11 protein-coding genes are annotated in these 13,294 nt (G+C 43.9%); 10 read left to right on the top strand and 1 reads right to left on the bottom strand.

Going from position 1 to position 13,294, the window contains the following annotated elements:
• Positions 1–14 precede the first annotated feature (14 nt).
• From speD to ACLGLO_RS07335, 4 genes are all read left to right on the top strand, one after another.
• On the top strand, positions 15–407 hold the full coding sequence (gene speD, locus ACLGLO_RS07350; RefSeq protein WP_492128241.1) for an adenosylmethionine decarboxylase: 393 nt from the start codon (positions 15–17) through the stop codon (positions 405–407).
• 137 nt (positions 408–544) lie between these two features.
• A complete protein-coding gene (locus ACLGLO_RS07345) occupies positions 545–1,222 on the top strand; it encodes a CDP-alcohol phosphatidyltransferase family protein (RefSeq protein WP_492128240.1) in 678 nt (225 codons plus the stop codon).
• A gap of 373 nt (positions 1,223–1,595) precedes the next feature.
• Entirely contained in the window at positions 1,596–2,543 is a 948-nt protein-coding gene (locus tag ACLGLO_RS07340) for an eIF2B alpha/beta/delta subunit family protein (protein ID WP_492128239.1), read from the top strand.
• Between the two features lie 18 nt (positions 2,544–2,561).
• Positions 2,562–3,515, top strand: a complete 954-nt coding sequence (locus ACLGLO_RS07335; RefSeq protein WP_492128238.1) for a ribose 1,5-bisphosphate isomerase — start codon at positions 2,562–2,564, stop codon at positions 3,513–3,515.
• 308 nt (positions 3,516–3,823) lie between these two features.
• Here the strand turns inward: ACLGLO_RS07335 and ACLGLO_RS07330 are convergent, their stop codons facing one another.
• Positions 3,824–5,050, bottom strand: coding sequence for a hypothetical protein (locus ACLGLO_RS07330; protein WP_492128237.1), 1,227 nt, complete (start codon positions 5,048–5,050; stop codon positions 3,824–3,826).
• 713 nt (positions 5,051–5,763) lie between these two features.
• Between ACLGLO_RS07330 and ACLGLO_RS07325 the strand changes: the two genes are divergently transcribed.
• The 6 genes from ACLGLO_RS07325 (at position 5,764) to ACLGLO_RS07300 (ending at position 13,112) form a co-directional block, all read left to right on the top strand.
• Positions 5,764–6,099 carry an ATP-binding cassette domain-containing protein gene (locus ACLGLO_RS07325; protein WP_492128236.1) on the top strand — a complete coding sequence of 112 codons (336 nt, stop codon included), beginning with the start codon at positions 5,764–5,766 and terminating at the stop codon, positions 6,097–6,099.
• The gene (locus tag ACLGLO_RS07320; protein WP_492129171.1) at positions 6,042–6,551 is read left to right on the top strand and encodes an ATP-binding cassette domain-containing protein; all 510 of its coding nucleotides are present in this window, start codon (positions 6,042–6,044) and stop codon (positions 6,549–6,551) included. Before ACLGLO_RS07325 ends, ACLGLO_RS07320 begins: the two co-directional genes overlap by 58 nt.
• 2 nt (positions 6,552–6,553) lie before the next feature.
• The gene (locus tag ACLGLO_RS07315; RefSeq protein WP_492128235.1) at positions 6,554–6,943 is read left to right on the top strand and encodes a hypothetical protein; all 390 of its coding nucleotides are present in this window, start codon (positions 6,554–6,556) and stop codon (positions 6,941–6,943) included.
• Positions 6,944–7,948: 1,005 nt separating this feature from the next.
• Positions 7,949–9,616 carry a transglutaminase-like domain-containing protein gene (locus ACLGLO_RS07310; RefSeq protein WP_492128234.1) on the top strand — a complete coding sequence of 556 codons (1,668 nt, stop codon included), beginning with the start codon at positions 7,949–7,951 and terminating at the stop codon, positions 9,614–9,616.
• A 3-nt stretch (positions 9,617–9,619) separates the two neighbouring features.
• Entirely contained in the window at positions 9,620–10,372 is a 753-nt protein-coding gene (locus tag ACLGLO_RS07305) for a hypothetical protein (protein WP_492128233.1), read from the top strand.
• A gap of 409 nt (positions 10,373–10,781) precedes the next feature.
• Positions 10,782–13,112, top strand: coding sequence for an AAA family ATPase (locus tag ACLGLO_RS07300; protein WP_492128232.1), 2,331 nt, complete (start codon positions 10,782–10,784; stop codon positions 13,110–13,112).
• Positions 13,113–13,294 lie beyond the last annotated feature (182 nt).

Raw genomic sequence — 13,294 nt, 5'->3', positions numbered from 1 at the left:
AGCGGTGTTCAGCTATGGAGGGAGTTCAGCTACTGGGCAGAAGGAGATTTGCTGACGACGGGCACCTGGTATATGGAAGGCACATCTACGGCAATCTGAAGGATTGCAATAGGCAGCTGCTCATGGATGAGGAAAAGCTTGCCTCCATCGTTGAGGAAGCAGCTAGGATCGGAAACATGACGCTGCTAGACATGAAAACTTGGAAGATTGGTTTGGGAGTTACCGTTGCAGCAATTATACTGGAGAGCCACATAACAATACACACATGGCCAGAATATGGTTTTGCCACGGTCGATGTTTACAGTTGCGGCTCTCACACAAGGCCGAAGGAAGCATTCGACTACATAGTTGAAAAGCTGGAAGCGAAAGAGGTTGAATACGGGGAAGCAGACAGGAGTCTCGCATAGTTCATCTTTTTTTGTACTTCTTCAGTATTTGTTGAGCTTCGTGAAGCACTATGCTGGCATCATTCTGTTCAAAAAAATAATAATTCGGCACAGCACATAACTGAGAAGGTCCCTACAAGACAGCGGGGAAGAAATTGATGGCAGATAGAAAGAGCATCCCCAACGCAGTAACGGTTTTCAATACTTTCGTTTCTTCGCTGGCTCTGCTAGCCGCATTCAAAGGATCTTACGAGCTCTCTATAAGGCTGATATTCATTTGCATGTCTCTGGATGTCCTGGATGGACTGCTTGCCCGCAAGCTGAATGCCATGAGCGATGAAGGGGAGCTTCTGGACAGAGTAACCGACAGGATCTACCAGGTCTTGGCCCCCTCCCTGATATATGTTAACGCTTCTTCATGGTCGCTCGCCTCTCAAGCATATGCCGCTCTGATAATAACGATTTCATTCTGGAGGCTGGTGAGAAAAGTCCCTTCTAAAGATAAATTCGCAGGGCTCCCTCTTTTTGCGCATACACTGGTTATAATCTTCGGCTATCTTGGAGGATGCCTGCTGCCGGGCTATGCAATGATAATAATGGCCGTCCTCAGCGCTGTACCTGTTCCGTATTTCAGAAGGCTGAGGACGGGAGGTCCAAGCGAAACGAGAGGGACGCTCTGGCAGCTCAGAATTTCCGCTCCAATTTTGCTCGCGTTCATCCCCTACGCCTCGCTATCCCCCCTCTTCAGAGCCCTCCTGATTATTGTAGCTTTTTACGTTGCTTTTGGATGGGTACCGCCGCTTCTTCTCGGAAAAAGATCCGTGAAAGCCTTCTGAAACAGTTTTGCTTTTTATAGGTGTTGATAGGTGTCAAAATTTATATATTATCACTTAGGATATAAGCTTACTAGATTTCGACACCGATGAAGACGGCGAGGTGGATGAGCACTAGATGAATCCATGTTCGATGAGGGGAGTCACGAAGGAATGAATGGCTCCCGCAGTCGGGCATGGAGGATTCCATGGGTGATGAACACCTGTGTGGGTTAATCAAAGCCTACGTAGGTGCAAACCCTGAACCTCATCAGAGCGCAAATGAGAATTGCAAATCATCCCTTTCTCTGCGTTCTCAGTACTCACAAAATTTAATATCTAAATTAGGGATAATAGACAATATTTATAATTAAAAAAGTGCTCAAAGGTGGAAAAAATGGAGCAGAAATCGAGGTATGGTGCGACCGAAAGCGCTCTGACAATACTGGAAAAAATAGAGGAGAACTTGAGGGCAACCAGCTCGTGGAAGGAGCTCTCCGAGAAGCTGATACAGCTGAGCACCGATTCACTTGAAAAGAGGCCGACTTCAGCTCTCCTTGTCAATACGCTCAGGAACTTGCTCGTCTTCACCAAGGAGAAGCATGAAGAGAAAACTCCGTTTGAGGATTTCAAGAATGAATTTTTCAGTAGGATCGCGGAAGTGAGGAGGAAGACTCTTGAATCGGTAGAAAAGCTCAGCGATATCGGAGCCAGATGGCTCCCCGAGAACTCAGTTGTGCTGACTCACAGCTACAGCAACAGCGTAATAAAAACCTTGGAAAAGGCAAACAGGCTCGGCAAAATAAAGGAAGTCTACATCACGGAATCGAGGCCTGGAGGGGAGGGGATCTACGCCGCTAAGCTCATCTCTTCGCTGGGGATAAAGACGAACCTCATCGTTGACTCTGCAGTGAACTACTTCATGAGCAACATAGACTTTGTGCTTCTTGGGGCCGAGGCGATTACCGCTCACGGTGCTCTAGTGAACAAGGTCGGTTCGAGCCAGATTTCGCTTTCAGCCTACAAAAAGAGGACGAGAGTCATTGTGATGGCCGGCACATACAAGTTCAGCTTTGAGACGATGCTTGGAGACAGGATAAGAGTTCCCTATCTCGACGCCTCAGTCCTCGGAGTTCCAGATGAGATGCTCGCTTTGGGAAACATTAGGGTTAGCGTTCCTCAGATGGACGTAACTCCTCCGGAGTACATAGATGCTATAGTGACTGAGCTCGGGATAACATCTCCGCAGGGAGTGCCGATACTTCTTTGGGAGGTATATGGGGAGTGGCTAGGCAAGCAGCCTGAAATAACCGAGCTCCTCAATGACCTCAAGAACATAAAGTAGTGGAGGGAGAGAATCGTTTTGATTCCAGACGAAGTTCTGAAGATTGCCGATGACATAAGGGAAATGCGGATAAGGGGAGCAGGTGCTATTGCTGTAGCCGCGGCAGAAGCTATGAAAATTGCATCAATGAAATATCAAGGAAGAGGAGAAGAGTTCGAAGGATATATGAGAGAAGTAGCCAAGCTCCTCCTCAGGACCAGACCCACTGCTGTATCCCTTCCCAACGCTGTATTCTACATACTGAAGAGGGTGGATCTCAGCTCCTCTGGAGCCAGAGAGGAAGTAATTCGCGTTTCAGACGAGTTCATTTCAAACATGAAGAGCGCCCAGGCAAAGCTGGCGAGGTACGGCTCCAAGCTGATAAAGGATGATTACGTTGTGATGACGCACTGCCACAGCACCGCTGTAGTGAGCATGCTGGTCTATGCCTGGAGGGAAGGAAAGCGGTTCAGAGTCATAAACACCGAAACCAGGCCGAAGTTCCAGGGAAGAATAACGGCGACAGCCCTCGCTAAGGAGGGAATACCTGTGACTCATGTTCCAGACTCAAGCATGAGGGTGCACATGCAGAGCGTTGATATGGTCATCGTTGGGGCGGATACCGTAACCAGCGACGGCCACCTGATCAACAAAGTAGGAACTAGCCTCCTAGCCCTCGCTGCCAAGGAAGCGGACGTAGAGTTCTACAGTGCAAGCGAGTCGATAAAGTTCAGCCCTGCATCGTTTGCCGGAGGGCAGGTTGTGATCGAGGAGAGGGGAGGAGAAGAAGTTGTTGGAGAGGGGAGCGATATTCTGAAGCTGGAGAACCTTAGAATAAGGAACCCGGCTTTCGACTTCACGCCGCCGGAGCTCATTACAGGATTCATAACCGAATACGGCATCCTCCCCCCGAGAGCAACATCTCTCATAATAAAGCATGTATTCGGCCTCTCCAGCGGAGCAATGCAGATCAAGCTTCTAGAAGAGGAATGAAAGAGGGGATCACCCCTCTGCCGCCGCGATTTTTTCAATTCGGTTCTGACATCGATCAAAGGCTAAGCAATTCTCTGAAATACAGCTATTACAAGCTTCGCGAGCATCTCCCTATTCATTCCACTTATGGGGAGCATCTGAAGAGCTGTTGTGCAGCTGCAGAATTCATTGCGGTGAGGGAGGGGTAACAACTTAAAGAGAAAATCTGAAGAGCAGTAAAAATCATTGAAAGATTCTGCTGGGAGCTTTTTGGGATGGGAGAGCTCGGAAGAAGTGCCTTTTGTTCAAGCGGGATTTCAAAAAGGTATTCAGCCGCCTATGGAATAGAGGAAGCTGATGAAGCTCGTGAAGTCCATATTATTCAAAATGTAGACTCTGTGTGCTCCTATCATTCCAACTACGCTGCTCCAACTGCCAAAAGAGCTTATTCTTGAAAGGTAGGAGGTCACGGCGCTGTAAATACCTGTTGGTTCAGCTTGAACCAGCTCCTGGTAGTCCTGTCCGAGGAGCTGAGCTGCAGCTGGATCAATCAAGGAAGCCTTCCCGCTACCGTATAGAACGAGGAGGAAACCGTGATACCTGCTCCCATGAGGACCCGTTCCATTGATGATTACAGCATATATCTGGGGAGCAGAGCCCCAGTAGTTCACGTAAAAAGCTTCATACATCGCTGCAGCCAAGATGGCTTCATCCTTCCCGTCTCCCATCCCAAGGGAGAGGACTTCGCTGGCTGAGCGGAGATAGAAAGAGTCTTCCGAATATCTGATGGAGCTGTCGGTGCTGTTGTATTCGATTCTGAGGTACGGAGTGTCGAAGTTAAGCGTTATGTTAGATTTAATGAAGTTGTAGATTTTGTACAGGGCCACATAAGGGTTCTCCCTGCTGCTCCCGAAAAGCCCTTTCACCGCATTCACTACAACGGGAGAATTGTAGTCAACAAATGCGTAGGAATAGGGAGTGAGAGAGCCCCTCATTTCTGAATAGCTGGATATCGAAGATAAGTTGGATGAGATAGCTGAAAGAGTGCTGTTCAGCTGAGCAACAATGCTAGAAAAGTTCCCAGCCTGACAGCTGTTCAGAAGTTGCGAATAGCTCATGTTCAGCGCTTCGTAGTCAGAAATCAGCTTCGATAAACTTGACTGGAGGAGAAGTATCTGCTGCTGCGCATCGGTCAAATTCTTCTGCAGAGAAGAGCAGTAGCTCAGATTTTCCTTCAAATTGGAATTCTCTGCCTGCAGGGAGGAAATAACCTGAGTTAAGTTTGCTATAGTCTGGTTGCACTGTTCTCTGCTCGATAAATATGTGGAGTTCATTGCCAAAAGCTGGGATGTGAGCCTCTTTATCTGTTCCAGGCTGTTCGCGAATGACTGGTTCAAGGAAGTGTAGTTCTGGAAAAGCGACTGGTAGTTCTGAAGCAGCTGAGAGATTTCGTTCGCCCTGCTGCTGTTGTACTGTATAAACATGATGGCGACATCGATCAAGACAATCGTTATGATGAAGAATGCCAGGATGGACAGCATTCTCGTATTCATCATTTCCACTCTCAGTTCAATTAGAGATGGAGCTTTCACTAATTATTTTTGGTGCTTTCTCAGATATATTGCATTCTCTTTTCCAATCCATTTGGTCTAAGAGAGTTGGCTCACAAGGATTTGAGCATCGACCGTTAGTTTAGGAAGAAGTGGGACCTATATCACTTTTTATGCATGTACTGACTATTCAGCCACGTACCATGAACAGCAGAATGATTATTTATCGTGCGTTGGCAGGCTTATCCTATTGCTAAACGGTTCTACTTTCTATGGCGTCACTTGCCCTGGGAGCCCTGGTTATAATCCTTAATCCATGTTAGTAACGTTTCTCCGGCTTAATTTATCAATGAGAATTCCTTTAGCCTATATTAGGTAACTTTAAGCGGTATCCTCTAGCGGTGACACATTCTGCATAATTAGCTTTAGCTCACTCTCGATGGGGGCCTCTAGGCTACCCTTGTGTTCTATCCGCGGTTTTCTCCTACTAGTTACAGCAATATTACAGAGTTCAACAACAATGACACCTTTATCTACTTTATATCTTGGTATAGCTACTATTGAAGGAAGCCTTGTATTGATGGTGAGAAATAACAGATCAAGCCCGTACTGTGTCCCAGGTCTTCTAGACTTGAAATCTATGAAAGTCAGAGTTATTAGAATCAGAAGCGCCAATGTTAGGGTATGTTAATAGGTATATCAGGCGAGCAGGTGAAAATGTGATTAAGATTAGGGATTTAGAAGTTGCTTTTAATGGTAGAATTGTTTTATCAATACCTAACGCTGTTTTCAATGGTAACTCGGTGATTCTCGGCCCCAATGGTGCTGGTAAGACAACATTGTTGAAGACTATTGTTGGTCTTTACAAGCCATTACATGGATATATTGAAGTTGACGGTGCTGATACTCATAAAGATTCTCCTTATAGATTATTGTCTACGAATATTGAGACAGCTTATATATTGCCTGGTGCTTGCTTAAATGACCTCCTAGAGATATACGCAGCGCATTCAACTGCAGCATTCAGAACGTTAAGCAACCCCTCTCATATATAAAGCCTAAGGCTAGAGAGTTTTGGAAGCTATCCGCAGGGGAGAAGAAGTGGGTCTCCACCATCCTAGCATTACACGCTGATACAAGGATTACTTTGCTCGATGAGCCATTCGAAGACCTAGACCCATGGCTTGTTAAAAAATTTAGCGAGGAAATCCTAAAGGCCTCAAAGTATAAGCAGATCGTACTGACACTGCACAGCATCTATCTGCTCAGAGAATTCGAAAACTGGAGCCTATTCTTCATGTTTGACGGTATGCTATATGGTTCTGTAATATCGCGGGAAGTATTCGATACGGAGATCGTGCCGGGCCGAGACCCGGAAGTCTTGTTGACATTCAAGATCCATGGCGAAGAATATTCATTGGTGAAGAGCGGAGCTAGTAAAGGTATACCACTGCGCGAGATAAATGATCTGACACAACTATATAGCAGGAGTAAGCTGGGGGTGTAGATTTGAAGAGCACGTTAGCCATATACTTCAAATCAATCCTAAAATCAAATCTTACATCTACAGCAATGTATGCTGGATTGTTATTCTTCGGGGTGCTCTTCAGCATTGTAGGTGCATATGGAAGTAAAATCCCTCTACAATCATGGTTCTCGATATCATATCTAATGTACCTCTTTGCAATAATGGGCGGTTTGGCGAGAATGGTTGTAATAGGCTCTGGAGCTTACAACCACTTAATAAGACACGCTGGCGTGAACCCTGTTAAATTAACTCTAACATTAATCGCAACATACGTGATCACAGCAATCACACTCACGCCTTTATACTCAATCATATTCATAACCACATACCATACAGCTACCATACAGCTGGTGAACCAATACCGTCACTAGACCTCCCATTATTATCCACCGCGATAATATTGTCAACACTGTTCATTACAGCGTTCGGGATCATCTTCGGCTTGATTATGATCGGTAAAACGATTACAACCAAGATTGCGAACTTCATACCATCAATAACGATGATCATCTACTTCATATCACTACTTACTCCAAGAGACATGAGCATATACAACCCCATCACAGCTATAATAGTATTGTTGACAGCCTCTTGGAAAACCCCGGAAACAACATACATATTCCCAATCCCCTCAAACTATGATATAACAATCCCTATTACGACACTAGCAGCATCATCAATAGTACTAATACTAATCTCTGCGCTGCTAATGAAACATATACGAGAAGTAAATATCTACGATATAGCTATGAACCTTTAATATATAATATAAAAACCCGTCAATCAATGGGTTGAATAGAAAAACTGGAGGTTTATTTGAATTCGAAACAAACTCCCCTGTAATCTTCTTTGCGATAATCTCTACTGCTCCAGGCTATGCTCTTTTGAATGACCTTATCTGTTATTTTGACCTCACGTGTCGGCTCTAACCCATTCTTCCGCAGGGATGATAATTCTGTGGGAACCTCTATTTAGATTAGCTAGACCATATAATGTAATAGTGAACAATCGATCTTTCCTTCAAAAAATAGCGCATGCTTTCTATCGCTATTCTCAAAAAGGACATGGATCGTTCGAAGTAGCCAACACCATAATATCAACTCTTCCGAGCAACTAAGGTTACATCTTCCCCTAACTATCCACGCCAAAAGCATACTTGTTTTAAAAGTAATATTATACAGAAGAGCCACAAAAAGCTCCTAGAAAGTAATTTTTCAAAAATAACAATATCATTATATCATAATAACACTATATTAATACTAAAATTAATGCAACCGGGTTTGACGTTAATTGTCAAACCCAATTTTTAATTACATTATTTCTTAAGTAAATTATCTGTCAACCGATGCATTCTAATGTATCTAGGTGAAGGAGTTTTGCCTAGAGAAAAAAGTATTAATATGTTTACTGTCGTAGGAGCAGTAATTCTCGTATTAGGAATAGTATTGGCAGCATTGCCAACCATAGCCACAGGAGGGGGAGGAGAAGGACGGTTAGAGGCTAAAGTATATAGCATAGAAGATTTCATGACTGCCGTTTACAAAGTTTATGGGAATCCGAGGCTAGGGTACTGGGTAGCTAAGACGGTTATTAAGAACAACGGAACAGGTCCATTATATGATGTTAAGATAACTTATAAAATAGAGGGCCTAACAAGCTGGAGTGAACCAAAAGAATACAGGCAAATTCCTCCAGGAGGAGCAATAGTAGACCTGTACTATCCAATACTCCTGCAGACTCCAAACCTTCAGGCCAATACACCGGGAAATCTATATGTTAAAATAGAATACAGGACGAAATCAAACGGCGAGACGGTTACTGAAACGATAACGAAGCCACTAAACATACTTGGAAGCCATGACTTTGTTTTTTCGGGTATACCGCCTGAAGAGAATACTGGGAGCTTCCAAGATCTATTCAGCAATTATCAATTGCTAGCTGCGTGGGTCACACCGAAAGATCCGGTGGTGGAAAGATATGCTGCCATGGCGAATAAACTAACAGGCCAAGGTGCGGGTGCGGCACTGGACGATCAGCAGGCTCTTGCATTCCTCGAAGCGGTGTGGGACTTCAGCGTATATAATGGGATTACATATCAAACAGAACCCACTGCATATTGGACAGGTAAAAGTTCCCAATGGATTAAATACCCTAGAGACGTTATCCGGGATAAAAGCGGTACATGTGTAGACACTTCAATATTTTTAGCTGCCTTGGCGATGAGTCAAAACCTAAAAGCTTACATTGTTCTTATGCCGGGACACGCGATACCCATAATAGTGCTCCCAAGCGGGCAGCTCCTACCGATTGAGAGCACCACACTAGGAAGCAAGGCTACCTTCCAGGAGGCTATTCAAACAGGTGTCAGAGTAGTTAAAGAAGCCCTTCAAGGACCACACCTCATATTAGATGTTATTGAAGCGCAAGCATCCGGAATAGTACCGACGGAACTACCGGAACTGCCACCTAATGTCTTAGAACAGTGGGGATACGCTATGCCTGGTGCAGGAGGCGGGGGTGGAGGTGGTGGAGGAGGGGCTATTCCGCAACCCCAGCCTCAACCACAGCCCCAACCCCAGCCGCAACCTCAGCCACAGCCGCCAACCAATACGAAAAAAATTGTGAATCCCTATGGCGATCTTCCTTGGTCCATCAGCGTGCCCGCTAATTGGATGGCTGAAAACTACGCTTATACCGATTCCTCTGAAGTAGACATATACAGCCCAGACAATACGGTCCTAATAGCAATAATATGGAGTCAAAGCCTGACTGCGGACGTTCTAAAGTCTTACATAGAGTCAGTTTTCAATGAATACTTCAATGGATATCAGGTTACAACAGACAATCCCAACGGTGCTTTAGGAAATATTCCGGCAGAGACCGCTGTATATACACTTGGTACGGGAGACATAGCAATCGCACGCTACACCAACGTGCGGGGCTACGGTTTAGCAGTATTCTATGTTATTAAACAAGCAGCAGTCAGTCAGGACACAATAGTTGCTGTAGACAAGATCGTTCAAACATTTCAGATAGGGAGTTGAGGGGTGAACAACATGTTCAAATGTAAAAAGGCTTTAGGAATAACACTACCTATAGTGTTGTTATTCATTGTTTTTATTGGTACCGTCGTCAGTGCGCAAATACAGCCTTTCACAGTTTTCCAAATAGATGGTGTGAGCACCATAAACGTGTCAGACTCTGGTATAGCAAATGTGAGAGAGGAGATAAAGTTCAGCGCTCAAGCGTTTATAGCGTTCAGGCAAACCTATAATCCAATATCGACCTTCGTGAGAGAGCTAAAGCCGAGAGCCAGTCCTACACAAATAGAAAACCTCAACATAAACCTTGATGAAGCTAACAACAAGCTAACATTAACGTACTCTTTGCTGGGAGCAGCAGTATACAAAGGCAACGGTTTATGGGAGCTTAATATAGCAGAGCCGGGTGAGAAGCTGACTTTCACTACTAAGAACGGGAATACACTCGTCTTTACACATGTTTACGGTGCGGGAGAAGATTATAGAATCATGGAAACTCTGACCGTAAACCTGCCAGCTAAAGCGGAGAACATTAGATATGATGAGGAAGAAGGGAAAATATACTATACTCTTAATGTAAACTCTGGAACGTCTAATGTTAACATGCTGTATCCGGGCATAGCCCTAATAGTTATTGGAGGAGCAATAATAGCTATGCCCAATATGAAAAAGAGAAAAGAACACAGTAATTCAGAAGAATTGTTCAAACCAGCAACGCACTCTCCCCTGGTAACTAGCGGGATCGAACAAAGTGGATAATTGAGACCATTAACATGCACATAGTGATGCACTGGAGCGCTAACCTTTTTCATATCTATACCTGTATAAGATACTTTTTTTGTGGGCCAAATTTCAGGATATAAGGTACCTAAGAACTGGCATCTCTCTTAAACATTCTATATTCTATGATATTGTGAGAGTTTCAACTACTTGCTTCTCTTTCTCATTGCGTTATACTATTGACCAAGAATTCTGTACTGACATGCCATTGGAGTATAATAGAACTAGCAATGGTAATAGCTTATGTTATGATTAAGAGAGTTTAGAAGAACCGTTGTTATTGTCTTCATGTTTTTTGTTTTTATCTTGTATGTATACTTAAAAAAACTTAATAGATGTCTGGAGCAAATATTGGTTGGGGTCTCAGGCCTTCCCGGAGTCTGAGCTGTTGACACAGTCATCAAGACCGGAGAAGCTTGGCATCTTAATTAATTCTATAAAAAATAAGATAAATATTCAAATTCTATTATTATTGAGCATAAAACCTTCCTATACTAGAGAAATCGCCGATGTTCTCAGAGTTGACGAATCCTCTATTTCAAGGCGTCTCAAGCTCCTCGAGAGAATGGGAGTAGTGAGGGGTTACTGGAAGAGGGTCGGAGACAAAAATGTTAGAATCTATGAGTTGAGTGTAAAAGAATTTAGCATCAGGTTTGATAAAGGGGCGCTGGAAATATCATTCTCGAGGGGAGAAAAACAGAGGGATATTATCAGGCTGAGGAAGTCGGTGATACCGGAATATAAAGAGCCGTTCGGCAGAGAGGAAGAGCTGCACGCCATAAGCTCATCGAGTGTCCCAATAATACATTTATGGGGTCTGCCTGGGATTGGAAAATCAAGCCTCGTTGCCTGGTACATCAAGCGCTATAGGGAGAGAGACCCAGTTTTCTGGTACACCCCAGCTACGTCTGACACGGAGGAGTTGATCAAGCTAAAACTGGCACTCTTCGTTACAAGCATAACAGACCTCGATACCAGGACCATTATTAACAGCGATACCCAAACCATTGCTAACCTCTTAAACAAGCATTCGGCGGTTCTAGTATTCGACGACTTTCACAATATCAACGAACAAGTAAGAGAATACGTATTATCCCTAATTGAGAAAATTGGATACCCTGCAAGAGTTTTCATAATATCAAGGATAAAAGAGAGAAAACTTCCCTACTGGAAAGGAAAAGCGCTGGATATAGAGGTCAAACCACTTCCTCCAAAAGAAGCTACGGAGCTAACGAGGAAGCTCTCAGAGGACATGAGCACTGATCTATCAGAAAAAGACATCTCGCTAGTAGCAAATCTGAGCGCCGGGATACCGTTGCTCATATATGGCATAATAAATTTGTATAAGTCAGCAGGGCTTCCTCTGAATGAATGCATAAACAGGGTTGTGACATACTACTATGAATCTGAAATTGGGGGAATAATAGATGAGAGAGACAAGCTAATACTCGAGCTGTTAGTCGCTGGCTACGGAACGCTTCCCGTCGAAACAATCTGCAACATAATCTCCTTAAAAAATGCCGCTTGTTTAAGTCGCTTAAACTTCCTAGAAAGATTAGGGTTCATAGAGATACTAGATGAAGATGTTAAGGCTAGAGAAATTGTAGCTGGGCTCCCCAAAGTCGCAAGCACACCGAGGCTAAAGCATTTGGCAAGACAGGTAGCTTTAGCACTTAGCCAGCATCCCGATGTCAAGCAGAAAATGCAGGCTTTTTTATTATTGGCTGAATACTGTCATATAAAAGACGCCATCCCAATTATAGAAAAACGTCTTCTTCAAGGTTCCAGCTGGATGACTAGCAGCTTTGGCCTCTACCACAGCGCACTTGAAAAACTCCAAGAATGTAAAGATATAACTGCGCAGCAAAAATCTCTGCTAGCAGTAGAAAAAGCACTAGTAGAAATCACAACTAATCAAATAGACCTCCGTGATGGCGTTGATGTAATTTTAAAACATTTAGATAGGCTGAGAGCCGACAAACCCATATATGCTAGGGTCGCAGCTTTACTAGCAGGCATGCTCATGAAGATAGGAAGAATAGATGAAGGAAGAAGCCTATTAGACGAATCAAAATCTTTATTCCATAAGCTTCCGCTTGAAATGAAGAAGGAAATAGAACCAACTATACTTGGAAGCGACACGATACTAGCATTCTACGAAAATGATATGGAGAGAGCGCTGGATAATTCAATAAGAGAGGCTCGTCTTGAATTAGAGAAAGGCGATTTCGGCAACTATGCAGTTGCATTAGTACACATAGGTGTTATCCAGGCCTACATGGGTAAAATAGGCGATTTAAAGAGAACACTCAAGGAAATAGAGGAAGTTTCAGACTTGCTACCTGGGGATCTGCGTGATACAATCAAGGTCCAGGCCTCTCCCCTCTCCATACTTACATCCTTAATAGAAGGAGATCTCAAAGCAGCTAAGGTCGAGCTGGAAGAAGCAAAAAGAAACAGATTCTCGGACAAAATAAAGAACGACCTGTTATGGGAAGAGATCGTCTTAGACTATCTCATGGGTGATGTAGAATCAGCCAGGGAGAAGGCAAAACAGGTTATCGAAGGAAACTGCAAAGGAATTACCAATGAGGAGCTAGTTCTAATAAAAGCAATCCTTGGGAGTAAACCGAGCGCAGATGAAATCGAAAAGCTCCCAAAGCTCACAAGGTTGCTTTACCAGTCAATAGAAGAAAAAGGACCTTCCAGTAGGAATTAACTGGGTGTGGCTTCTGAGTGGCAACTGTTACGACTAAAGATGACCTGCTAGTTAACCATTACTCTAGTCGAAAAGAAATCACAGCTCGCTAAATGCTGAACTTGCCTTGATTCATAAAGATGTCAGCCCAATGAACGAAGCTTTTATGATTAATCGTAACAGTGAGTTTTTATACTAGATTT

The organism is Fervidicoccus sp. SLHALR4, from assembly GCF_058692745.1.
Note: the sequence above shows the minus strand (reverse complement) of the source record. Positions and strands in the feature narration are given on the sequence as shown.

Excerpts from the sequence above, each read along its gene's own strand:
- speD (WP_492128241.1), top strand. The coding sequence starts at position 15 with ATGGAGGGAGTTCAGCTACTGGGCAGAAGGAGATTTGCTGACGACGGG.
- ACLGLO_RS07345 (WP_492128240.1), top strand. The coding sequence starts at position 545 with ATGGCAGATAGAAAGAGCATCCCCAACGCAGTAACGGTTTTCAATACT.
- ACLGLO_RS07340 (WP_492128239.1), top strand. The coding sequence starts at position 1,596 with ATGGAGCAGAAATCGAGGTATGGTGCGACCGAAAGCGCTCTGACAATA.
- ACLGLO_RS07330 (WP_492128237.1), bottom strand. The coding sequence starts at position 5,050 with ATGATGAATACGAGAATGCTGTCCATCCTGGCATTCTTCATCATAACG.